The 23055-nt window shown below is 69.6% G+C and carries 18 protein-coding genes; 11 read left to right on the top strand and 7 right to left on the bottom strand.

Annotated features, from left to right (window positions below; all coding sequences use genetic code 11):
* Positions 1-68: 68 nt before the first annotated feature.
* Positions 69-1415 (top strand): MFS transporter, encoded by a 1347-nt coding sequence (locus tag ACZ7OY_RS06780; RefSeq protein WP_471910404.1) that lies wholly within the window; start codon positions 69-71, stop codon positions 1413-1415.
* Positions 1416-1675: 260 nt separating this feature from the next.
* The gene (locus ACZ7OY_RS06775; protein ID WP_471910403.1) at positions 1676-2368 is read left to right on the top strand and encodes an HhH-GDP family DNA glycosylase; all 693 of its coding nucleotides are present in this window, start codon (positions 1676-1678) and stop codon (positions 2366-2368) included.
* Between the two features lie 103 nt (positions 2369-2471).
* On the opposite strand, the gene ACZ7OY_RS06770 is transcribed toward ACZ7OY_RS06775, so the two are convergent.
* Positions 2472-3635 carry a hypothetical protein gene (locus ACZ7OY_RS06770; protein WP_471910402.1) on the bottom strand — a complete coding sequence of 388 codons (1164 nt, stop codon included), beginning with the start codon at positions 3633-3635 and terminating at the stop codon, positions 2472-2474.
* Between the two features lie 558 nt (positions 3636-4193).
* Between ACZ7OY_RS06770 and ACZ7OY_RS06765 the strand changes: the two genes are divergently transcribed.
* The 3 genes from ACZ7OY_RS06765 to ACZ7OY_RS06755 are packed head-to-tail and all read left to right on the top strand — an operon-like array spanning position 4194 to position 8716.
* Complete coding sequence (locus ACZ7OY_RS06765; protein ID WP_471910401.1) at positions 4194-5021, top strand: FAD binding domain-containing protein; 828 nt, start codon at positions 4194-4196, stop codon at positions 5019-5021.
* Positions 5018-7735: a molybdopterin-dependent oxidoreductase gene (locus tag ACZ7OY_RS06760; protein WP_471910400.1), complete on the top strand. Its 2718-nt coding sequence runs from the start codon at positions 5018-5020 to the stop codon at positions 7733-7735. The genes ACZ7OY_RS06765 and ACZ7OY_RS06760 overlap by 4 nt, the downstream gene beginning before the upstream one ends.
* A 6-nt stretch (positions 7736-7741) precedes the next feature.
* Entirely contained in the window at positions 7742-8716 is a 975-nt protein-coding gene (locus tag ACZ7OY_RS06755) for an antibiotic biosynthesis monooxygenase (RefSeq protein WP_471910399.1), read from the top strand.
* A gap of 69 nt (positions 8717-8785) precedes the next feature.
* Here the strand turns inward: ACZ7OY_RS06755 and ACZ7OY_RS06750 are convergent, their stop codons facing one another.
* A complete protein-coding gene (locus tag ACZ7OY_RS06750; RefSeq protein WP_471910398.1) occupies positions 8786-9664 on the bottom strand; it encodes an aldo/keto reductase in 879 nt (292 codons plus the stop codon).
* 187 nt (positions 9665-9851) lie between these two features.
* Positions 9852-10241 carry a MerR family transcriptional regulator gene (locus ACZ7OY_RS06745; RefSeq protein ID WP_471910397.1) on the bottom strand — a complete coding sequence of 130 codons (390 nt, stop codon included), beginning with the start codon at positions 10239-10241 and terminating at the stop codon, positions 9852-9854.
* Between the two features lie 713 nt (positions 10242-10954).
* On the opposite strand from ACZ7OY_RS06745, the gene ACZ7OY_RS06740 reads away from it, so the two are divergent.
* On the top strand, positions 10955-13837 hold the full coding sequence (locus ACZ7OY_RS06740) for a helix-turn-helix transcriptional regulator (protein WP_471910396.1): 2883 nt from the start codon (positions 10955-10957) through the stop codon (positions 13835-13837).
* Between the two features lie 62 nt (positions 13838-13899).
* On the opposite strand, the gene ACZ7OY_RS06735 is transcribed toward ACZ7OY_RS06740, so the two are convergent.
* Positions 13900-14649 carry a thioesterase II family protein gene (locus ACZ7OY_RS06735; protein WP_471910395.1) on the bottom strand — a complete coding sequence of 250 codons (750 nt, stop codon included), beginning with the start codon at positions 14647-14649 and terminating at the stop codon, positions 13900-13902.
* A gap of 143 nt (positions 14650-14792) precedes the next feature.
* Entirely contained in the window at positions 14793-16265 is a 1473-nt protein-coding gene (locus tag ACZ7OY_RS06730; protein WP_471910394.1) for an MFS transporter, read from the bottom strand.
* A gap of 334 nt (positions 16266-16599) precedes the next feature.
* On the opposite strand from ACZ7OY_RS06730, the gene ACZ7OY_RS06725 reads away from it, so the two are divergent.
* The 5 genes from ACZ7OY_RS06725 to ACZ7OY_RS06705 all read left to right on the top strand — a co-directional run bounded on the left by ACZ7OY_RS06725 (position 16600) and on the right by ACZ7OY_RS06705 (position 22399).
* The gene (locus ACZ7OY_RS06725; protein WP_471910393.1) at positions 16600-17325 is read left to right on the top strand and encodes a TetR/AcrR family transcriptional regulator; all 726 of its coding nucleotides are present in this window, start codon (positions 16600-16602) and stop codon (positions 17323-17325) included.
* Positions 17326-17748: 423 nt separating this feature from the next.
* Complete coding sequence (locus tag ACZ7OY_RS06720; RefSeq protein WP_471910392.1) at positions 17749-19401, top strand: acyl-CoA dehydrogenase family protein; 1653 nt, start codon at positions 17749-17751, stop codon at positions 19399-19401.
* 32 nt (positions 19402-19433) lie between these two features.
* Complete coding sequence (locus ACZ7OY_RS06715) at positions 19434-20708, top strand: cytochrome P450 (RefSeq protein ID WP_471910391.1); 1275 nt, start codon at positions 19434-19436, stop codon at positions 20706-20708.
* 33 nt (positions 20709-20741) lie between these two features.
* Entirely contained in the window at positions 20742-21989 is a 1248-nt protein-coding gene (locus ACZ7OY_RS06710) for a cytochrome P450 (RefSeq protein WP_471910390.1), read from the top strand.
* Between the two features lie 59 nt (positions 21990-22048).
* Positions 22049-22399, top strand: a complete 351-nt coding sequence (locus tag ACZ7OY_RS06705) for a nuclear transport factor 2 family protein (protein ID WP_471910389.1) — start codon at positions 22049-22051, stop codon at positions 22397-22399.
* 105 nt (positions 22400-22504) lie between these two features.
* Here ACZ7OY_RS06705 and ACZ7OY_RS06700 read toward each other — a convergent pair whose 3' ends face one another.
* Positions 22505-22636 carry a hypothetical protein gene (locus ACZ7OY_RS06700; RefSeq protein ID WP_471910388.1) on the bottom strand — a complete coding sequence of 44 codons (132 nt, stop codon included), beginning with the start codon at positions 22634-22636 and terminating at the stop codon, positions 22505-22507.
* 41 nt (positions 22637-22677) lie between these two features.
* A partial coding sequence (locus ACZ7OY_RS06695; protein WP_471910387.1) for an acyl-CoA carboxylase biotin carboxyl carrier protein subunit occupies positions 22678-23055 on the bottom strand: 378 nt, incomplete at its 5' end.

The raw sequence follows: 23055 nt of genomic DNA, 5'->3' as shown, positions 1-23055 counted from the left end.
GACGGCCTCGCCCGTCGCGGCCGTCGCGCTCCCGTCCCCGTCGTCATCCCTAGTTGCCGGAGGTCCCCATGACGGACCGCACCACCTCACGCACGCCCCGGAGCCCGTTCAGATCGGCGTTCGCCGCCCTGGCCGGCACCTCCATCGAGTGGTACGACTTCTACGCCTTCGCCACGGCCGCGGCGATCGTGTTCAACGACGTGTTCTTCCCCGCCGACATGCCGACGGCGCTGAAGACCCTCGCGTCCTTCGCCACGTTCGCGGTCGGCTTCCTGCTGCGTCCGCTGGGCGGCATCGTCTTCGGGCACATCGGCGACCGGGTGGGCCGTAAGAAGACCCTCGTCATCACGCTGCTGATGATGGGCATCGCGTCGTTCGCCATCGGCCTGCTGCCGACGTACGACCAGGTGGGCGTCCTCTCCCCGATCCTGCTGATCGTGCTGCGGCTGGTCCAGGGCCTCGCGATCGGCGGCGAGTGGGGCGGCGCGGTGCTGATCGCCGTCGAGAACGCGCCCAAGGGCAGGGCGACCTTCTTCGGCTCCTTCGCCCAGCTCGGCTCGTCGGTGGGCGCCCTGCTGTCCACCGGCATGTTCAGCCTCATGAACATGTTCGGCGACGACGCCTTCGACAGCTGGGGCTGGCGCGTGCCGTTCCTCGCCTCCGCGGTCCTCGTCGGCATCGGCCTGGTGGTGCGCACCAAGCTGGAGGACTCCCCGGTGATGGAGGAGATCCACGCCGACCAGGAGAAGTCCGGCCGCCTGCCGGTCGCCGAGGTGCTGCACAAGGACTGGAAGACCGTCCTGGTCGGGGTGTTCTCGCTGGCCACCGCGACCGGCGGCTACTACGTCGTGACCAGCTACCTGCTGTCGTACGGCACCGACGACCTGCACCTGTCCGAGTCGATGCTGCTCAACGGCCTGTCGCTGGCCGCGTTCCTGGAACTGGTCGTCACCCCGTTCCTGTCCCTGCTGGGCGACAAGGTGGGGGCGCACCGGGTGGTCGTCGGCGGTCTCGCGGGCGTCGTGGTCCTGGCGATCCCGCAGTTCATGGTGATGGGTACCGGCAGCGTTGCGCTGATCTACCTGATGATGCTCGCCATGCGGTTCGTGATGTCCGCGCTGTACGGGCCGATCGCCGCCATCCTGGCCGACGGGTTCGCCCCGCACGTCCGCTACACCGGCATCTCGCTCTCCTACCAGATCTGCAACCTGGTCTTCGGCGGCTTCGCGCCGGTCGCCGCGGTCTGGCTGGCGTCGCTGGCCGGCGGCGTCTACTGGCCGCCCGCGGTCGCGCTGATGGCCGTCTCCGTGATCGGCATCTGGTGCACGCTGCGGCTGCGCACCTACCACCGGCGGCGGGCCGCCGCCGCGACGACGACGACCGCCGAGCGGACCCCGGTGCCCGCAGGCGCCTGACCCGCTGTCCCCCGGAACCGGCCCGGCCCGGTCCTCCCCGCTCCCGCGGTGCGGACCGGGCCGCGGTGTGTGTGCTGCGGCGCGCCCCGCCGCATGAAGCGCACCCCCACGGGTACTCGCGGGCCCTGTACGGGGAAGGTGGACGGCTCCGGGGCCTGCATGGCGCCGCGCGGCAAGCGGGAACGGTCGGACAGGCCCTGGAGCGCCCGCCGGCCCGGTGACAGCCGATCACGGCGGGTGACAGGGCGGGTGACAGGGCTATGACCACCGAGAACGATCCGAAGTCCGGCGGACGGACCGCCCGGGCCACCGACGAGGCAGTGGTCCGCGCCCTGCTCGACCGTCAGCAGCGGACGTACGCGGAGCAGGCCGGCATCCGGCTGCGCAACACCCCGGCCCCCCTCTACCAGACGCTGGTGCTGGCGACCCTTCTCAGCGCCCCCATCCGGGCCGACACCGCCGTCGCCGCCGCCCGTGCGCTGTTCGAGGCGGGGCTGCGCACCCCGAGGGCGATGCTGGAGTCCTCGTGGCAGGACCGCGTGGACGCACTCGGCCGGGGAGGCTACCGCCGCTACGACGAGCGCACCGCCACCATGCTCGGCCACGGCGCCGCGCTGGTGCTCGACCGCTGGCACGGTGACCTGCGCCGGCTGCGCGAGGAACCCGACCCGAAGCAGGCCCTGCTGGACCTGCCCGGGATCGGGCCCACCGGCGCCGACATCTTCCTGCGCGATGTTCAGGGGGTGTGGCCGGAGCTCGCCCCGTACATCGACCGCAAGGCCCTGGAGGGGGCCCGGCGGCTCGGACTGCCGGCCTCGCCCGGGAGACTCGGCGGCCTCGCCCCCGACCGCGACCTCACCCGGCTGGCCGACGGCCTGGTCCACGCGGCGCTCGACAAGCCACTGGCCGGCGAGGTCCTCGCCGCGGCCACGGCGACCCGGCCGCCCGCGTGAGCGACGGACAGGCCGCAGCGGCTACGGAGACCCGGCCGCCCGCGTGAGCGACGGACAGGCCGCCACCGGGAGACCCGACGGGATCCGGGCCCCGCGCGCCGGATCAGCTCGGCACCACGGGGTGCAGGTCGGCCGACACCATGTCGAAGATCCCCCAGTACCCCTCGATCCAACTGCCGTCCGGCAGACCGGTGCTGGTGGCGACATGGGTGAAGGCCTCGATCCCGACCCAGCCCTGGAACTCACCGGCGTCGTCGACGACCTGAAGCATCGGGCGGGGGTGGGAGTTGTGGACGTAGCAAGGCTTGCCCTGGGCCAGGGACTGGCACCAGTACTCCTCGGTGTTGCGGCGGCCCCCGCCGATCTCGCCGATGTAGCGGACCCGGTCCTTGTCGGTGCCCGCGCACCCGGTGTTGGGCTGGAGCCAGCCCATGCACGGGCTCGTGGCACACGTCTTCCACGGGTTCGTGGCCGCTCCGAAGGTCCAGGCACCGCCCGAACCCTCCCGCCCCACGATCTCCGTACGCGTGGCAGGGTCGGACGACGACGCCTTGGCCACGACGAACGCACCCCGGTACGGCTCCGCGTTGTAGCGCGGATCGTTGACGAGCTGACTCATCGTGGCCCGGCCGGTCGCGTCGAACGAGGCGTTGCTGCCGTAGCCGACACCGAAGTCGGCGTTGTAGTCGGAGAAGACGCCCTGCGCCGGGATCTCCACGTTGTTGCCGGAGGCCCCGTAGAAGGTGGGACTCGTGATGCGGGCCGCCCACCCGTCGGCCAGCCCCGTGGTGATGTTCCACTGTTCGGTGGCCGGCTGCGACAGCGCCGTACCCGCGGCGTCCGTGGTCCAGGTCACGACGAGCCGTCCGTCCGAGGTGTAGTCGAAGGTGCCCCGGAAGCCGCCCATCGGGCTGCCGTTGAATCCGTCGACCGTGCGGATCGAGCAGGCGGGGACGTCGCCGCCGCAGTCCGCCGTCATCGCGGGCACCCGCTGCGCCTGCTCCCGCTGGTTCCAGGTCCAGTAGTTGGTGATCACGGTGCCGTCGGGCTGGAAGACGTAGTACCCGAGCCGGACCCAGTTGCGGTAGTTGTTCAGCGTCGCGAGGTTCAGGTAGCCGACGGAGACGACCCAGTTCGCCTTTCCGCCGGGTAATGGTGTGTCCGCCCGGGCCGGCCCTGCCGTGACCAGCATCGAGGCCAACAGCGCCACGACCGCCACCAAGGCCCCGGCCCCTCTCCTGACGACGGCTTTCATCACTGTGCTCACCAACGACTTCGCCTTTCGGGTGTCCGCCGGGCGGGCGCCCGGCACATCTGTTTACCCGAATCACTCGTACGGGTGCGCGATTTCCGTGAACCCGCACGAGGGCGCCCGGCGCTGCATCGCACAGGGCGAACCGCTGGGTACGACGACGTCGGCACGGGGGTGAGGCAGCCGATCGCGCGCCCCTGGGAATGTCTGTTCCGGCCGGGTCGTGAAGGCGGGGAACCGCTCCGTCTCCGCCGAGCCGCTGCGGCACCCCCGTGCCCGTGAAGTCGGAGCACCCCAGGCAGTGCGCGGCGGCTCGAGCGCTGGGCCGGGCCACGGCCACGCGTCGAGCACCGGGCCTGAGCGCCTGTTCCGGCCCTCCTCGGCCGAGCTCACGCTCACATACTGCGATAAACTGTGACAAGAGTGTCCGGGTCCGCCGGTCCTTCGCCGCGCAGCCGCCCCGAACGGTGCGGGACGGCGGCCGACAACTGCTCGACCAGCCGGGAATCCACTCCAACCTCCCCTGGGGACCGTCGACTTCCCGCGTGTCCGGGTCCCCTTAGGCCGGTGCTCATGGACCTCAACACCATCACCGAAGTAGTCCGGCGACCGTCCGAGCGGCCGGGCGCGGACTGGCGCGAGGGCGACGCCTGGCTCGCGGGCGGGACCTGGCTCTACTCCGTGGAGCAACCGGACCTGCGACGGCTGATCGACCTGACGGCGCTGGGCTGGGAACCCCTCGTCCCGACGGACCGAGGCCTGGAGATCAGCGCCACCTGCACCATTCGCGATCTGTACGCCTTCCCGTGGCCGGTGCGCTGGACCGCCGGAGTCCTCTTCCGCCGGAGCTGCGAGGCGTTCCTGTCCTCGTTCAAGGTCTGGAACGCGGCGACCGTCGGCGGCAACATCTGCATGTCCCTGCCCGCAGGCCCGATGATCACGCTGACGGTCGCGCTGGAGGCGCGGTACGAACTGTGGGCACCCGACGGCTCCGTGCGCTACGTCGACGCCGTCGACTTCGTCACGGGCGACCACCGCAACATCCTCGCGCCCGGCGAGATCCTGCGGCGCGTCACCGTACCGGAGCACGCGCTGCGCGCACGCGTCGCGCACCGCCGTTTCACGCTGACCCGGCTCGGCCGCTCGACCGTGTTCCTCGTCGGCACCCAACAGTCGGGCGGGCACGACCTGTTGCTCACCATCACCGCCGGGACCACCCGGCCGGTCCGCATCGCCTTCGACTCCCTGCCCGACGCCCGGACCCTGCGGCGCAGCATCGACACCGTGCCGGCCGACGTCTGGTTCGACGACCCCAACGGATCCCCTGACCACCGTCGGCATCTGACCCGGCACTTCGCCGAGGAGATCCGCCGCGAACTCACGGCCGGTGACCTGACATGAGCTACCGCGTGAACGGCAGGGCATTCGACCGGGAGCCGGCCCCCGGCCAGTGCCTGCGCACCTTCCTGCGCGAACTCGGCCACTTCGGCGTCAAGAAGGGGTGCGACGCGGGCGACTGCGGTGCCTGCACGGTGTGGCTGGACGGCACACCGGTGCACAGCTGCATCACCCCCGCGTTCCGCGCGGACGGACGTGCGGTGACCACGATCGAGGGCCTCGGACGGCCGGGCGCCCCGCACCCCATGCAGCGGCAGTTCGAGAACGCTCCTGGGTTCCAGTGCGGGTTCTGCACCGCCGGGATGATCATGACCTCGGCGACCTTCACCGAAGAGCAGAAGGCCGACCTGCCAAGGGCGTTGAAGGGCAACCTCTGCCGCTGCACCGGCTACCGGGCGATCGAGGACGCCGTGAAAGGCGTGGCCGCGGTGGAGAGCGCCGCACCGGGCAAGGCCGTCGGCACGAGCGTCGGCGCGCCCGCGGGACACGACGTGGTGACCGGCCATGCCGAGTTCACCATGGACACCCACATCGACGGCATGCTGCACCTCAAGGTGCTGCACTCGCCCCACGCGCACGCCCGGATCCGCTCCGTCGACAAGCACGCCGCCCTCGCGGTGCCCGGCGTGCACCGGGTCTACACCTGGCAGGACGTGCCCCGCAGACGCTTCACCACGGCGATCCACACCGACCACCTGGTCGACCCGGACGACACCTACATCCTCGACGACACGGTCCGCTTCGCCGGCCAGCGCGTCGCCGCGGTCCTGGCCGACACGGTCGGGGCGGCCGAGGAGGGCTGCCGGCGTCTCGACGTCGCGTACGAGGTGTTGCCCGCGGTCTTCGACCCGGAGGCGGCGATGGCCGACGGGGCACCCCAACTGCACGGCTCCCACGACCCGTTCGTCCGCGACCCCGTCCACAACATCCTGATCGAGCTGCACTCGCACATCGGTGACGTCGACGCGGGGTTCGCCGCGGCCGACGTGATCCACGAAGGCACCTACTTCTCACCACGGGTGCAGCACGCGCATCTGGAGACCCACGGCTCGATCGCCTGGATGGAGGACGGCCGGCTGAACGTCCGTACCAGCTCGCAGTCACCGTCGATCGCGAAGGTCAAACTGGAGTACCTGTTCGCGCTGCGCCCGGACCAGGTGCGGGTGTTCTGCAAGCGTGTCGGCGGCGGCTTCGGCGGCAAGCAGGAGGTCATCACGGAGGACCTGGTCGCGCTCGCCGCGCTGGACACCGGGCGGCCCGTCTGCCTGGAGCTCACCCGGGAGGAGGAGTTCACCACCGCCTCGCCGCGGCATCCCATGTCCCTGACGGTCAGGCTGGGCGCGAAGTCCGACGGCACCCTCACCGCCTTCCAGGTGCGCAACGTGTCCAACACCGGCGCCTACGGCAACCACGGCGGCGAGACGCTGTTCGCGGGCGGCGCGGCGGTCATGATCTACCGCTGCCCCAACAAGAAGTACGACGCGTACTCCGTCTACACCAACACCGTGCCGAGCGGGGCGCTGCGCGGTTACGGGATGACGCAGCCGGCCTTCGCCGTGGAGTCGGCGATGGACGAACTGGCCCGAGCCCTGCACCTGGACCCGCTGGAACTGCGACGGCGCAACATCGTGCGGCCCGGCGAACCCCTGGTCGCCCTGGACGACGGCCCCGACGACGTGACCTTCACGGAGGACGGACTCGCCAAGTGCATCGACCTGGTGGACGGCGCCCTGGCCCGTACGGCCGACCGGCCGCCCCCCGGCCCCGACTGGCTCGTCGGCGCGGGCGTGGCGAGTTCCCTGCACGAGACCGCGCCCCCGACGGAACACCTCTCCGAGGCCTGGGTCACCCTCGGCGACGACCTCATCTACGAAGTCGCCGTCGGCACCGTCGAGTTCGGCGAGGGAACCTCCACGGCCCACGTTCAGATCGCGGCGAACCAACTGGGCACGACACCGTCCCGGATCCGTCTGGTGCAGTCCGACACCGACCGCACGGGATTCGACACCGGTGCCTTCGCGAGCGCCGGCCTCTTCGTGGCGGGCAACGCGGTGCTGCGGGCGGCGAACGCCGTGCGCGACCGCATCCTGGAGTTCGCCGCGGCCCACACCGGCGTCCATGTGGTGATGTGCTCGATGGACGACGACGGTGTCACCTGCGAGGACCGGCGGGTGTCGCTGGCCGAACTCGTCGCGCTGGCCCGCAGGCGCGGCATCCGCTTCCGGGCCGCGCGCAAGGCGTACGGCTCGCCCCGGAGCGTCACCTCCAACACGCACGGGTTCCGGGTCGCCGTGCACCGGGTGACGGGCGAGATCCGGATCCTGCACAGCGTGCAGGCGGCCGACGCCGGGGTGATCATCAACCCGGTGCAGGTCCGCGGCCAGATCGAGGGCGGTGTCGCCCAGGGCATCGGCTTCGCCCTGACCGAGAACCATCACGTCGACGGCAACGGCGTCATGGTCAACCCGAACCTGCGCAACTACCGCATCCCCACCTACGCCGACATCCCCCGTACCGAGGTCCTCCTGGTGGGCTCGGCGGACTCGGTGGGGCCCATGCGGGCGAAGGGGATGGCCGAGTGCTGCATCAACCCGGTCGCCCCCGCGCTGGCCAACGCGGTGCACGACGCCACGGGCGTCCGCTACCGTGCGCTGCCGTTGACCCCGGAACGCATCTACGGCCGGCTTCCCGCGGAACAGTCGGTGTCGGCAGGCTGAGCCACCATGGACACCGAGAAGAACGTGGCCGCGGCGGCGACGGCGATCATCGGCCAGAAGGTCCTGCCCGGCATGGACCAGGAGTTCGAGTCGTGGCAGGAGGACCTCAACGCCGCGGCCGCCTACTACCCCGGCTTCCTCGGCGCCGAGATCTCCGCGCCGACACAGCTGCAACCCGACTGGGTCGTCGTGTACCGGTTCGACTCGGTGGCGCACCTCCAGGCGTGGATCAACAGCGGGACCAGACAGACGTATCTCGACGCCGGCGCCAAGTACTTCGACGGCCCGGCGACCCAGCAGGTGGTCAGCAGCGGCTCCCAGTCACTGGACCCGCTGGTCACCGTGGTGGTCACCCACCGCGTCCCGCCGAACCAGATCGACAGCTTCCTCGACTGGCAGCGCCGCATGGTCGAGGAGGAGAGCAGGTTCGACGGATTCCGCGGGACCGAGCTCTTCCGCCCCATCGAGGGACTCCAGGAGGAATGGACCACGCTGTACCGCTACGACAACGCCGAGCACCTCGACGCCTGGCTGACCTCGCCCCAGCGACAGCGGATCCTGGCCGAGGGCGAGAGGTTCAGCGATTACAAGCTGCACACGATCGACAACTCGTTCGGCAGCTGGTTCGCCTTCGAGGGCAACGGCAAGGAGGCACCGCCGCCGCCCTCCGAGACCAAGACCTCCCTCGCCGTCTGGGTAGGCCTCTACCCGACCGTGGTTCTCCTCACCCTGGCCCTGTCCCCGGCACACCTGCCCCTCTGGATCAACCTCCTGATCGGCAACCTCCTGTCGAGCTTCATCATGAGCTTCCTGACCATGCCCCACTACGTGAACCCGCTCCTGGGCCGCTGGCTGCGCCCACCCCCCGGCGAACCCCCGAGAAGAACCAACCTCCGGGGCCTGTGCACGGTCGCCGTGGCGATGGCGGTCTGGGCGCTGGTCTTCTACCTGATCACGGTGCGGTGGTGGACATTGCCGTGACCGGTGACGGGGACGGAAGGCCGCCGCCCGGCCCCCGTCCGCAAGCGCTGAACGCCGCCTGGCGCGGCGTCAGACAGCGGCCTTCGACAGTGCGTCGAACTCGTCGTCGGTGAGCTGGACGGTCGCGCCGCCGAGGTTGTCCTCAAGGTGCGCGACGCTCGATGTCCCCGGGATCGGGAGCACTACGGGGGAGCGCTTCAGGAGCCAGGCGAGGGCGAGCTGTGAGGGCGAGGCGTTGTGCTGCTTCGCGAGCTCGGTGAGCGGGCTGTCGGCGCCGGTGAGCTGCCCGGTGGCGAGCGGGAACCACGGGATGAAGCCGATGCCCTGTTCGGCCGACCAGTCCAGTAGTTCCTCCGAGGAGCGGTCGGTGAGGTTGTACAGGTTCTGCACGGAGACGATCGGCGCGATGGCCTGCGCCGCCTCGACCTCGGCGATCGTGACCTCGCTGAGGCCGATGTGCCGGATCTTGCCCTCGTCCTGAAGCGCCTTCAGTTCGCCGACCTGGTCCTCAAGAGGGGTGTCGGGGGCGATGCGGTGCAGCTGGAACAGGTCGAGGCGGTCGACGCCGAGGCGGCGCAGGCTCAGCTCGGCCTGCTGGCGGAGGTAGGCGGGGTGGCCGACGGGAGTCCAGAGGTCCGGGCCCTGCCGGGTGAGACCGGCCTTGGTGGCGATGACGATGCCGTCACGGTAGGGGTGGAGCGCCTCACGCAGGAGAGGCTCGGCGACGTCGGGACCGTAGCTGTCGGCGGTGTCGAAGAAGTTCACGCCGAGTTCGACGGCGCGCCTGAGAACGGCCACGGCCTCGGCGCGGTCGTCGGGCTCGCCCCAGACGCCCTTGCCGGTCAGGCGCATCGTGCCGTAGCCGAGTCGGTTGATCTCGAGGTCGCCGCCGAGGCGGAAGGTGCCGGAGGCCTCTGCGGGACGGGAGGTGTGGGCTGAGGTGGCCATGAGGAGCGCATCCCTTCGGTGAATCATCCGGACAGGAGCCGGGACCGCTCACGCCTGGGCACGGGTCCCGTCGGAGCGAACGCTACTACGTATGTGTGACATTGGTGTCAAGGTGCTGGATTCGCTCGATGAAGGCGCCGGCCGCAGCCGGACAGAACGCGGCGTGCGCGCGGGCCCGGGCGAGGGGCTACTCCGTGCCGACGGTGGGCTGTTCGGCCTGCTTCCGGCCGACGGCCTCCATATAGCGGTCGATGGCGTCCCTGTTGAGGGTGAGGCAGTCGATACGGGCGGTCATCCGGTCGCGTTCTCGCGCGAGAAGGTTCAGCAGCTCCGGATCGGCGTCTTCGACGACTATCTCGCAGGGCTTGTCGAGGCACGGCAGCATCTGCTTGATGACGCGGGTGGGGATGCCGCTGTCGATCAGGCCCCTGATCTGGATCACCCGGTCGATCAGGTACTCGTCGTACTCGCGATACCCGTTCGGCAGCCGCCGGGGGTGGATCAGCCCCTGGGTCTCGTAGTACCGCAGCAGCCGCGCCGGTGTCTCCGTCAGCTTTTCGAGCTCTCCGATGCGCATGTGTCCGCTCCTCGCTTCCCGTCCACCGTCTTCGGTTCAGCCCTGCCGCCTTGACATTGATGTCAATCATGCACTATAGGGTTGACGGCCCAAGTAGAGCACACGGCCGTATCCGGCCGCCGGACCGAGCGCTCACGGCCGGGGTGCCTGGCGCGCATTTGCGAGATGGCTCGTGTCTGCATTTGGAGAAGGCGACGGAAATGCGTGACCGGGGCGGTTCGGGTGGTGGCCGAAAAGCGTCGCACACTATCCCGGTGTCCCGCTGCGACACTCCTCCCTCGTAGAGTCGGCCGTCAGGTCGACCAGGGCCGGTAAAACGCCGGACGTCCTGATTCCGAATCGTGGCAGGACTTGTCCGGAATGCGTCCCGGATGTCCGTCCGTCTCTCGTGCGCTGCCCAAAGCTCTGCACTATTAATATGCTTGTAAAAAGGCTGACATGAATCACTGCTCACGTTATTCTCGGGCCATGTGACGCATTTCACTGGACCGGTCGTGCGGCACACTTGGCCTGATGATAAGGGGTCTGACCTGGGAGTGGCTCAGCGATCTCGTATCGTGGTCAGCGTAATGGGCGGTGGAGGCTTCAGGAGGGCGAAGGCAAGATCAATTAACGTTGACAAGATCGCTCGCTCGGTATTTTAATGACGAAGTCACTTGCGGAGCGCTTATGTTCCGATGCCGACACTCGTCTAGCAGGGGGAGCCAACGAGTATGGCTATTGCTGGCATGTCTGAAAACTGCATTGAAATTCCTGGAGACCGACAGCTGTTGTACGAGTTCCCGGAGAGGGTGAGGTTACTCGGCGAACTGCGCGGGATGTTCGAAGGAGGCTGGAGAGAGGGCGGCAGTGTCGCGATCGTCTACGGGCCCGTGGGGTGCGGTAAGACGGAGTTGCTGAATGACTTCGCCGTTCATGTGGAGGCGTGCGAGGGGGTCTACCTCGGAGCGATCGCCTCCCGGCCCGAGCAGGCGGTGCCTTTCGGGCTCATGGCCCACTTGTTGCACAGCGACAGGATCGACCCTCGGTTGAGGGGGCGCGCCGAGCGATGCGCGGCCGAAGCCCGGTCCGGAATGATCGACCAGGATCCCGCGAGCGGAACCGCGGGTGATGTGGCGCCGCAACTGTTCCACGAGATGTGCATGACGCTGCTGGATGTCGTCGAGTCGGCGGACGGACCCGTCGTGCTCGGCATCGACGACGTCCACTATGCCGACGCAGCGTCACTTCGCTGCCTTTCATCCGTCGTCCGCAGGCTCCGGTCGTCCCCGTTGCTCGTCGTGCTGAACGAGTCGCCCCACTCCCGGCGGCTCGCGACGCTGTCCGAGGCCGAGTTGCCGGCCGAACCCTTGGTGCGATTCCTGAAACTTCCCTTGCTCTCGCCGCGGGACGTCGAGGAGGTGCTCCACGGTCACCTGGGACCCCTGTCGGCCCGGGAGCTCGCCGCCGATGCCTACAGGGTCACGGGCGGCAACGCCACACTGCTCCACGGACTTGTCGAGGACAACCGCGGCACACTGGATTCCCCCGCACCCCGGCTTCGGGTGGCCGACGGATTCGGCCAGGCGCTGATCAGCTGCCTCTTCCGCTGCGAACCCGAAGCCCTGCAAGTCGCCCGCCGACTGGCGGTGCTCGACGACGCCCCCTCGGTCCAGGTTCTCGCCCAACTCGCGGGCATGGCCCAGGAGACCACCGCCCAGGCCCTGGACCTCCTGCGCGAAACCGGGATTGTCTCCAGGGGAATGCTCCGGCATCCGCACGCCAAGAGGGTGCTGCTGAGCGGTATGGCGTCGGAAGCGCGGGCCGACCTCCAGATCCACACGGCCAACGTCCTCTTCAAGCACGGCTTTCCGGCGAAGACGGTGGCGGGACACCTGTTGGCCGCCAGCCGCGTCGACACCGACTGCGCGATCCCGATACTGCTCGAGGCCGCCCAGCAGGCGCTGTCCGAAGGGGATCTGGATTTCGCGGTGGACTGCCTGCGCATCGCCCTTCGTTACGATACGGACGACCGGCGCAGGGCCACCACCACGGCGATGATCGTGCGGGCCACCTGGCGTCGCGAGCCCTACGCCGCCTACCGCCTCGTCGACGGCCTGATCGAGGATTCGCGGGCGGGATGGCTCTCGGGATGGCACGCGACATCCGTCGTCGATGCGTTGCTGTGGTTCGGACGTCCCCAGGAAGCCGGTGAACTGCTGGAGCGCGGGTCGAAGAAGGCCCTGGAGACGCACGACATGATGGCGGCCTCCCACCTGGAGGCCTCCAGGGCATGGCTGGAGACGCTCTATCCGCGCCGGGCCGGCGGACCGGCACCGAAAATTCCACGTCATGACGAAGTGACAGCCGGCGGTGTGTCGCCGGACGCATGGGCCAAGCGACGCGCTGCGGAGCTGTTCGGCCGCAACCTCACCACGGCACCCGACGCCGGACAGCTGAACGAAGCCCATCAGGCCCTGCGGCACCACGACCTCGGCGACGGCACGGCTCCACTCCTGATGGTCGGCCTGTACACCCTGATGTACGCGGAAAGGCTCCAGGAGGCCGACGCATGGGCCGAGGAGTTGATCACCCAGGCCGGAAGGGCCTCCTTCACCGCTTGGCATGCCGTCTTCCGTGCGGTCCGTGCGGAGATACTCCTGCGGCAGGGCGATCCGGCAGCCGCGGAACGCGAGGCCGAACAGGCCCTGGCCCTGCTTCCCGCACAGAACTGGGGCATCATGCTGAGCCTTCCGGTGGGCACCATGCTGCATGCCAACACCTTGACGGGACATGCCAGTCCGGTGGCCGACGGTGTGCAGTCCGCGATGCCGCAGGCCGTGTTCGAGACGCCCTACGGCATGTGTCTGCTGCGTGCCTACGGCCATCGTTACCTGGCGTCGGGACAGGTCTCGGCCGCGCTCGACGAGTTCCGGGCCGCCGGTGATCTGGCCGAGCGGCTGGATCTGGACAATCCCGTCGTGATTCCGTGGCGGTCGAGCGCCGCACAGGCCCTCATGCGCCTCGGAGACCGCAAGCAGGCCCAGATTCTCCTCACCGAGCAGTTGCACAGGTGTGGTCCCGAGCATCCACGGGTCCATGCGGAGACGCTGAGGATCCTGGCGGCCACCAGTACGCTCTCCGAGCGGACCAGACTGCTCACCAAAGCGTCCGAGTACCTGCAGAGGTGTGAGGCTCCGCTTGAACTCTCGTTTGTGCTCCACGATCTCGGATGCGCGTGGCAGGAACAGGGGCAGTACAGCAAGGGGCGGCAGATGCTGCGGCGGGCCGGACTGATGGCCGAGCGACGGGGAGTGCGGATCCCGCCGCCGGGCGCCACCCGGCCGACGGCGAACGAACCTCGCCCGAGCCCCCAGTCGACGGCCGGGAAGGTATGGGCCGCCGAGGCACTCAGCGACGCCGAGATGAGGGTCGCTCAGCTCGCCGTCGGAGGGTGCAGCAACCGGCAGATCGCCAGTCGGCTGTTCGTCACCGTGAGTACGGTCGAGCAGCATCTCACGCGGGTCTACCGCAAGCTCGGCATCAGGCGCCGGATGGATCTCGTCGGCGCGCTGCAGGCCGTCGGGCCGGCCGAGCGCGACGAGTTGGCCAGCTAGCGGCACCGGGACGAGGCCTGTCGGGCGGGAGCGGTCCCTGCCCTGGGAGGTCTCGTCGCTGTTCACAGGGTGCCGAGAACGGCCCCGGCCACCGCCGAGGTGTTCCTGTCCAGGTAGAAGTGGCCACCGGGAAACACCCGGAGGTCGGCTTCCTTGGTGGTGTGGGCCTCCCAGGTCCGGGCCTCCGGTACCGGGGCGACAGGATCGGCCGCTCCGACGAAGACCGAGACCGGGCAGGTCACCCTGGCGTCGGCGGGCACGGGGACGTAGGTCTCCGCCGCCCGGTAGTCCGCCCGGACGACGGGGAGTATCAGCGCGCGCAGTTCGCTGTCGGCCAGCAGGACGTCAGCCGTGCCGCCAAGGCGAGTCAGTTCGGCGAGCAGGCCCGCGTCGTCGTGCAGGTGAACGCGGTCGTCCCGGGCAACGGACGGGGCGCGCCGGGCCGAGACGAACAGCCGCACGGGCCCCTGCACGGTCAACTGCTCGAAGCGGCGCGCCACTTCGAAGGCGACCAGCGCCCCAAGGCTGTGACCGAAGAAGGCGAACGGCCCGCCGAGCGTGCGGCGCAGAGCGGCGAAAGCGGCGTCGGCGAGTGCGGGAACGCTGTCGAGGAGGGGTTCGTGACGCCGCTCCTGCCGGCCCGGGTACTGGACGCACAGTGCCTCGACACGCGGTGCCAGCGCCTGCGCCAGCGGCCGGAAGTACGCCGCCGATCCGCCCGCGTGCGGGAAGCAGACGAGCCGCAGCTCGCTGTCGGCCGGTTCCACGAAGCGGCGTGTCCATGGACTGTGGCTCTCCGCGCTGACCTGCATGGGCGTCAACCTCAGGGTCGGGGCTGCTGGGAACGGCGCGTGACGTCCGGGGCGGTCCGCCGCCGGTGGTGCGGTTCCGTGGCCGGTCGGGGGAATGCCCGGCCACGGAACCGCGTTCGGGGGGTGGTGCCACCCGGCCCGGGTCAGTGGGAGACGGCACCGATCTCGTCGGCCTGACCGGCCGGCTCACCGGCCGGCTCCGGTGCCGGACCGCCGGGCTTGCGCAGGGTGAAGGCGAGCAGGCCGCCGACGACCGCGGCCGCTCCGCCCACCCATGTCGCCGTGCGCAGGCCGTCCGCGATGGTGGACAGAGCCGGCTTGGCGTCGGAACCCAGGTCCAGGCCTGCGGTGGAGATGGCCACCAGGACGGCGAGCCCCGCGGCGCCGCCGATCTGCTGGGCCGCGCTGGCGAGCGCGGAGGCGATACCGGCCTCGCTCGGGTCGACGCCGGACGCGGCGCAGATGAACATGGCCGGGAACGTGACACCGCCGCCGATGCCCCATACGGCCAAGCCGATGAGGAGCTGCCAGAAGGAGGCGTCGGTGGTCATCGTCACGGCCAGGATGATCATGCCGATGCCGTTGATGAGCATGCCGACGAAGAGGGTCGCGCGCGGTCCGAACTTCCCCAGCAGGACGCCGGTGAGCTTGAGCGAGGAGATCATCGAGATGACGGTGAGCGGCAGGAAGGCGAGGCCCGCCTGCAGCGCGTCGTAGCCGAGCACGTCCTGCATGTAGTTGGTGAACAGGTAGTACGAGCCGGACAGCGAGCTCTGGAACACGAGGATGATCAGGATCGCCGTCACCAGACTGCGGTTGCGGAACAGTCGCATCGGTGCCAGCGGAGCCCGGGTCTTGCTCTCGACCAGGGCGAAGACGCCGAGGAGCACGACGCCGGCGACGATGGAGCCGGCACCACGCAGGGAACCCCAGCCCGCCTCGGGGCCGCTCACCAGGCCGAGGACCAGGAGGGACGAACCGGCGGTGGCGAGCAGCGCGCCCGGAAGGTCGAAGCTGGCGTCGCTGCTGGAGCGCTCGTCGGGGGGCAGGACGGAGGGAGCGGCCACCGCGGCCACCAGGGCCATCGGGACCAGGATGAACAGCACCCACTCCCAGCCCCAGGCGTTGGTGAGCAGGCCGCCGAGCAGGGCGCCGGCCGCCAGGCCGCCGCTGCCGGAGGCACCCCAGACGGCGAGCGCGCGGTTTCGCTCGGCGCCCTCCTCGAATCGGGTGTTCACCAGCATCAGCGTGGCGGGGGAGAGCAGTGCGGCGCCGAGACCCTGCACGGCACGGGCGGCGATGAGCACACCGGGATCCGTGGCCAGACCGCCGACGAGGCACGACAACCCGAAGACGACCGCGCCGATGACGAAGAGGCGCCGGCCGCCGAGCCGGTCGACCAGCCTGCCGCCGAACAGCAGGAGGCCGCCGAAGGCCACGGCGTAGGCGCTGACCACCCACTGCAGCGACTGCGTGGTGAATCCGAGCGCGCTTCCGATGTCGGGAAGTGCCACATACACGATGTTGTAGTCGGCGGCAACGATGAACTGGGCGAAGGCCAGCAGCGCGAGCATCAGCCCGGGGCGGTGCTGGCTCTTGGGGACGGTGTCAACCACGACAGGGCTTCCTTTTGTCACTGGGGCCGGTCCTCAGGGTGGGTCCGGCAGATATGAGCGATGTCGAGTACACGGTGTTCAATAACAATACGCCGGAGTGTGACTCAACGGTGCTCGACTGTCAAACGCCGTTTCTGCAAGGGTGGTTCGCCCTGGCCGGAAAGGCCGCCGGGGTGCCGATGCCCGTGCGTCACGCCCCGGGGTGCCCCGAGATGCCGCGGGGCAGGTCATGACTGCGTGAGGCCACGCAACGAATCCGCACGCCAAGCAGAGAGTGAACGGCGATCAATAATTGATCAGGAGGCAGTGAACTTCACGCTGTTACGATGGGTTCATGGCAGACCCGAAACCGAGCAGGCGTGAGCGCCTCCGCGCAGAAGCCGCCCAGGAGATCAAGACGATCGCGCTGAAGCACATGGCGGAGAACGGCACGGCGGCTGTGTCCCTGCGCGCCATCGCTCGCGAGATGGGGATGACCGCCGGCGCGATCTACAGCTACTACGACACGCGCGACGCCCTGATCACGGCCCTCGTCGCCGACGTCTACAACTCCCTGGCGCAGGCGCTGGAGGAGGCTGTCGCCGCCGCGCCGGAAGGGCCGGTCGGCCAGGTCATGGCCTACGGTCAGGCGTACCGCAACTGGGCGGTCGCCAACCCGCAGGAGTTCCGCCTCGTCTACGGCGATCCCGTGCCGGACTACCAGGTCCCGGTGTGCGGTCCGGCCGCCGACGCCGAGCACCGTGCCTGCACGGCGTTGACCGGAGTCGTGGTCGCCTCCTGGCCCTGGGCCCGGCGGCTCCACATCGACGAGGGCTACACCTGGGGCGACTACGATCCCGAGTTCATCAAGACCGTGCGCTCGGCCTTCCCGGACCTGCATCCGTCCGCCGTGGCGCTGGCGATGCGGTTGTGGGGGCGGCTGCACGGGCTCGTCTCGCTGGAGATCTACGGGCACCTGCGACCCCAGGTGCAGGATCCGGCCAGGCTGTACCACGCCGAACTCGTCGACCTCACGCACCTGTTGGGTCTGACCGCGCCGGTCGGCGCGGTCCTCGACTGACGTCGCGCCTCGTCACACGGCGCCGGGCCGCACCCACGGGTGCGGCCCGGCGCCGTTTTGCGTGCCCTCCTCGCGGCAGGCGACTGGCCGGAAACGCGCGCAACTTGACAGTGACTGGCGTTTCGCTACTGTGGGCCGTGGCATAACTGAACGGCGTGTACTTCCCGGACCCCGTGCCGAGGAGGCTTGGGCAACGGCGTCATCGAGTCGGCATCCAGCCTTCCCCGCTCATCCACCACGGCATCGCCCCATGCGGCTTTCCCTGGAAATAGGGGTGGCCGGTGGTGAAGAACTGGGGTTGGCGATAGGGGGAGTGCGTCATTAGCTTTCTTGCGTGCCGCGCGTCGATCGAAAGAGGATTCGCCGATGACCGCCTCACCAGCCGATGGTGAAACCGCACTCCACACTTTCCTGGCAGATTTATTGACGGGGCGTTTCGACTGGAACACCTGGCGGGACTTTCCCCGGCACAGCCGCGCCGAGCGTGAACTGGGCGACCGGCTGGTCGCCGAGGCCGAGACGTTCCTCGCCCGGCGTGTCGACGCCGACAAGGTGGACGACACCCGCCTTCTGCCCGACGGACTCCTCGACGACCTGCAGGAACGCGGCTACCTCCGACTCGTGGTCCCTTCTGAACTCGGCGGCCTCGGACTGCTGCCGTACACCGCCTTCCGCGTGATCGCCCAGGCGTGCGCGCACTCCGTGCCCGTCGGACAGGTCATCGCCATCCAGAACGGCGTCGGCGCGGCGGCGATGCTTCCGGCGCTGCCGCCCGGTCCGCTGCGGGAGTTCGTCGGCGAACGGATCGCCGCCGGCACTGTCTCGGGATTCGGCGACACCGACCGTTCGGGACAGAACAACGCTCGCCCGACCCTGACCGCGACCCCGACGGAGGGCGGCTATCTGCTGAACGGTGCCAAACTGTTCATCGGCAACGGCCCGGTCGCCGACCTGATCGCGGTGTCGGCGACCGTGCCCGGCGACGGCGCACCCAAGGTCGGAGCCTTCTTCCTCGACACCGGCACCCCGGGCTTCTCCACCGGGCCCCATGTGGAGTTCATGGGCAGCCGGGGCCTGCCGAACGCGTCGCTGCGTTTCGACGAAGCGTTCGTCCCGGCCGCTCAGGCGCTCCTCGACCCGGACGGCGACCAGCTGCCGCCGATGGTCGGTCTCGTCGCCCTGCTCGGCCGGATCCACTTCACCGGCGCTCCCGCGATGGCGATCGCCAGGAACTGCCTCGCCTGGTCCCGTGAGTTCATCGCCAGGCGCTCCATCGACGGCCGCCCGCTCGGCGAGTACGACGAGATCCAGCGGATCGTCACCGCCACCCTCGCCGACGTGTACGCGATGGAGTCGGCGGTCCGATGGAGCCTCGCCCCAGGAAGCCTGGCCGATCGCTGGTTCGAACGATTCGTCACCAAGAACCTGCTGGTCCGCGCGGCCTGGCGGACCGTCGACCGGACCGTCTCGCTCCACGGCGGCGAGGGCTTCGAGACGGCCGCGAGCAAGACACGCCGAGGCGCCGCACCCGTACCGCTGGAACGCGCCCTCCGCGACGCGCGTGGCCTGCGCATCGCGGGCAACGTCGACTTCCAGCTCGACAACCAGCTCGGCCGCATGCTGCTCGCCCGGTTCTACTCCGAACCGGCGGCCCCGGCCACGACCACGGCTCCGGTATCGCATGCCGAGGCCGGCGGACTGTCACCCGCCAACCGGGACCATCTGCGGGCCGTCGCCGAACTCGTGCGTGACGTGCGGGAGATCTCCGTCGGCCTGGTGCACCGGCACCCCGACCCCGAGCAGCTGTACGTCGAGGAGCACACGGTCGTGCTCCTCGGGCGCATTGCCGGCGAACTTTTCAACGCCCTCGTCGTACTGGCACGCGCCGCCTCCGACGACACCACGGCCGACGACGAGCCGTGGCAGCACCAAGAACTTGCCGATGTATACGGCGTCGAGGCGCGCCACAGGCTCGCCGGACTCCTCGCCCGGCTGCGGACCGAGGCGGAGCCCGACCACGCCGAGATCAGCCGCCGCTGGCTGATGGGCGCCGCCGACCAACTCGTCCGTCACTGAACGGCGACGACCGCCGAACCCGAGAGGACCACATGACGCACGCTGACGAACTCCCGGAGGTGCTGGGAGGGTTCGATCTTTCGGATCAGTCCCGATTCGCCGACGGAGTTCCCCACGACCTGTTCGCCCGGCTGCGTGCCGAGGCTCCTGTGCTGTTCCATCCCGGCGGACGCACCGCGGACGGCGACGGCTTCTGGGTGCTGACCCGGCACGCCGACATCGTGGCCGCGGCCGCGTCCCCCGACTTCTCCGCGCAGGGCGGCGGCGACCGCGCCGGAGGCGGTTCCCACCTGGAGGACCTGCCCGTCGGCGTCCACGCCGGAGTGCTGTTCGCCATGATGGACAACCCGCGCCACTACCTGATCCGGCGACTGCTGCGGCCGGCCGTCACGGGCGAGGTCGCCGAGGGCCTGACCGACCCGCTGCGCGCGATCGCCGACGAGCTGCTGACCGACGCGCTCGCCCGGGGCGGCCGGGGCGACTTCATGAAGGACCTCAGTGAGCCCTACGCCCTGCGTGCCGTATCCCTGCTGCTGGGAGCTCCCCGAGAGGACTGGGACAGGCTCGCGGGCTGGGGCCGGCTCAACCTCGGGTTCGTCAACCGCCTGACCGGCACGGTCGACGCCGGATCGACCGAGGTCTTCCACGCCATGTCGGCGTACTTCAAGGATCTGCTGGACCGCAAACGCGACGCACCCGCAGCGGACCTCGGCTCGGTCCTCGCTCGCGGTGCCATCGAGGCGGACCACGGCGAGGAACCGCTCACCGACCAGGAACGGGACGCCAACGCCGTACTGATCCTGATCACCGGCTTCGAGCAGCCCCGGAACACCATCGCCAGCGGAGTCCTCGCCCTGGCCCAGCACCCGGACCAGTGGCAGGCACTGCGCAAGGACCGCTCGCTCCTGCCCCGGGCGATCGAGGAGATCCTCCGCTGGGCCCCGCCCAACCCGTACAACCGGCGCACCGCGACCCGGGACGTGGTTCTCCACGGACACCGGATCAAGGCCGGTGACAAGGTCACCTTCTGGTGGCCGTCCGCCAACCGCGACGAGGACGTCTTCGACAACGCGTCGGCCTTCGACATCAGCCGCACGCACAACCCTCACCTCTCCTTCGGCACAGGCACTCACTTCTGCCTCGGTGACCAGGTCGCCCGGCTCGAACTGCGGCTCTTTCTCGAAGCGCTCCTGGACAAGGTGGCGGACGTCCGCCTGACCGGACCGGTCGTCCTCGCCCCCAACAACAAGCACACCGTGATCCTCGACATGCCGGTGGAACTGGCCCCGCACGCGGACGCCGGCTGACCATCCGCCTCCTGATCAGACAGGACACCTGAGATGACCGACACCGTGGAGACCGCGGCCACCGAGGACCTCCCGGAGGTCCTGCCCTACGACCCGCTCGACCCTGCGTTCCACTCTGACCCCTATTCCACCTACACCAGGCTGCGCGCCACCGGCGGATCGGTGATCCGCACCGGGGCCGGGGTCGCCGTCCTGGGCTACAGCGACGTCAACGCCGTCCTGCGCAACCCCAAGCTGGGCCGCGGCGAGGGCGCCGGCTACCAGGACACGCTGATACCCACCCCCGAGGGCCTTCGGCCCGCGGTGATGTTCATGGACCCGCCGGACCACACCCGCATACGGGCGCTGGTCAACAAGGCGTTCACCCCGCGTGCCATCGAGCGGCTGCGCCGGCCCGCCGAGGAACTGGCGGCCACGCTGGTTGCGGAGGCGGCCGCGGAATCCGACGCGCACGGCACGGTCGATCTCACCTCCAAGGTGTTCCGCCCGCTCGGTGCGGGCGTGCTGAACATCCTGGTCGGCGTCCCGCGGAAGTACCTCGCGCAGTGCATCGAGTACGCCAACGACGCCGGCCGGGGCCTCGACCCGGCCTACACGCTCTCCCCGAACGCACTCGCCAGCCGGCTCAAGGCCCGGGACGGGTACGTGACCATCGCCGAGGAGCTGATCGCCGAGCGCCGCGCCCAGCCGGTCGGCGACCTGATGAGCGAACTCGTCCTGGCCGAGCAGGACGGTGAACGGCTCAGCGAGATAGAGCTTCTGACCACGGTGGCCAACATCTTCCTCGCCGGGTTCAGCGCACCGCAGGCCGCGATGGGTCTGGCGGCGCTCTCCCTGCTGCGCCACCCCGACCAGCTGGAGTGGTACCGAAAGCACCCCGAGGAGGCGGTGGGTTCGGTGGAGGAGCTGATGCGGTACGACGCGTCGGTGCAGTTGATAAACCGGACCGTGCTGGAGGACACCGAGGTCGGCGGCGTCCCGGTCAAGGTCGACGAGGAGGTTTTCATGCTGCTCGGCGCGGCCAACCGCGACCCCGCGGCTTACGAGGAGCCCGACCGGCTCGATCTCACGCGGCGCGGCACCAAGAGCCTCGGGTTCGGCCACGGCATCCACTACTGCGTGGCCGCCCCGATAGCCAAGCTGGTCATCGAGGTCTCACTGAACGCACTCGTTCAGTACGACGTCGAGCTGCGGACCACGACCCCGGAGACCAACGGGGCGCTCGCCATCCGCAGTCTCGCCGAACTGCCGGTGACGATCCGGCCGCGTGCCTCGTCCTGAGTACGCGAGCCGGGCGACGCCGACTGTCCGGAACACCACAGAAAGAGGAGAAGCAGCACGTGAGCAGTGACATCACCACCATCGTGAAGAAGTACATCGAGACCTGGAACATTGTCGACGCCGCCGAACGCCGCGCCGTGATCGACGAGTTGTTCACCGAGAACGTCGAGTACGCCGACCCGAACGTGCACATCGAGGGCCGTGCCGCCCTGGACGCGTACATCGTGGAGACCCAGAAGCAGATCTCCGGGGGCGTGTTCTCGCTGGCGAGCGAGGTGAGCGCGCATCATGGCCTGGGCCGGTTCACGTGGCAGGTCGGCCCCGCCGGCGGTGCGCCGTTCGTCGTGGGCTACGACTTCATCGCGGTGGAGAACCGCCAGGTACGGCGGTTGTACGGCTTCTTCTCCTAGCCGAACGCCCCGGCTTCGAGCAGAGGCCGGACAGAACGGCAGGACCGCCGGGCCGAAGGGCCCGGCGGTCCTGCCGTGTCCGCACTGCCGCGTGCGGTCCGCTTCTCAGTCGACGCCCCGGAAGATGTGCGGGTCGGCGTCCTCCTCGTCCTCGCCGGCGAGCCGCCACGTGGGCGGCGCGGGGTCGGCAGCGTGGTCCTCCGGAGTTCCCGCGTGATCCTGTACGTGCGCGTGCATCCGAGCAACCTCCCATGAGCGGTGGGTTCCTGTGGCCGGTGTCAGTCCTTGATCTCGCAGATGGCCGCGCCGGAGGTGACGGAGGCGCCGACCTCGAAGTTCAGGCCCTTGACGGTGCCCGAGCGGTGGGCGTTGAGGGGCTGCTCCATCTTCATCGCCTCGAGGACGACGATCAGGTCGCCCTCCTTGACCTCCTGGCCCTCCTCGACGGCCACCTTGACGATGGTGCCCTGCATCGGGGAGGCGAGGGTGTCACCGGAGGCGACCGGGCCGGACTTCTTCGCGGCACGGCGCTTGGGCTTGGCGCCCGCGGCCAGACCGGTACGGGCCAGCGACATGCCGAGCGAGACGGGGAGCGAGACCTCCAGGCGCTTGCCGCCGACCTCGACGACAACCGTCTCGCGACCGGCCTCCTCGTC

The organism is Streptomyces sp. NPDC107559, assembly GCF_055657365.1.
Note: the sequence above shows the minus strand (reverse complement) of the source record. Positions and strands in the feature narration are given on the sequence as shown.

Excerpts from the sequence above, each read along its gene's own strand:
- ACZ7OY_RS06745 (WP_471910397.1), bottom strand. The coding sequence starts at position 10,241 with ATGCGCATCGGAGAGCTCGAAAAGCTGACGGAGACACCGGCGCGGCTG.
- ACZ7OY_RS06760 (WP_471910400.1), top strand. The coding sequence starts at position 5,018 with ATGAGCTACCGCGTGAACGGCAGGGCATTCGACCGGGAGCCGGCCCCC.
- ACZ7OY_RS06735 (WP_471910395.1), bottom strand. The coding sequence starts at position 14,649 with ATGCAGGTCAGCGCGGAGAGCCACAGTCCATGGACACGCCGCTTCGTG.
- ACZ7OY_RS06750 (WP_471910398.1), bottom strand. The coding sequence starts at position 9,664 with ATGGCCACCTCAGCCCACACCTCCCGTCCCGCAGAGGCCTCCGGCACC.
- ACZ7OY_RS06740 (WP_471910396.1), top strand. The coding sequence starts at position 10,955 with ATGGCTATTGCTGGCATGTCTGAAAACTGCATTGAAATTCCTGGAGAC.
- ACZ7OY_RS06765 (WP_471910401.1), top strand. The coding sequence starts at position 4,194 with ATGGACCTCAACACCATCACCGAAGTAGTCCGGCGACCGTCCGAGCGG.
- ACZ7OY_RS06775 (WP_471910403.1), top strand. The coding sequence starts at position 1,676 with ATGACCACCGAGAACGATCCGAAGTCCGGCGGACGGACCGCCCGGGCC.
- ACZ7OY_RS06715 (WP_471910391.1), top strand. The coding sequence starts at position 19,434 with ATGACGCACGCTGACGAACTCCCGGAGGTGCTGGGAGGGTTCGATCTT.
- ACZ7OY_RS06780 (WP_471910404.1), top strand. The coding sequence starts at position 69 with ATGACGGACCGCACCACCTCACGCACGCCCCGGAGCCCGTTCAGATCG.
- ACZ7OY_RS06700 (WP_471910388.1), bottom strand. The coding sequence starts at position 22,636 with ATGCACGCGCACGTACAGGATCACGCGGGAACTCCGGAGGACCACGCT.
- ACZ7OY_RS06710 (WP_471910390.1), top strand. The coding sequence starts at position 20,742 with ATGACCGACACCGTGGAGACCGCGGCCACCGAGGACCTCCCGGAGGTC.
- ACZ7OY_RS06725 (WP_471910393.1), top strand. The coding sequence starts at position 16,600 with ATGGCAGACCCGAAACCGAGCAGGCGTGAGCGCCTCCGCGCAGAAGCC.
- ACZ7OY_RS06755 (WP_471910399.1), top strand. The coding sequence starts at position 7,742 with ATGGACACCGAGAAGAACGTGGCCGCGGCGGCGACGGCGATCATCGGC.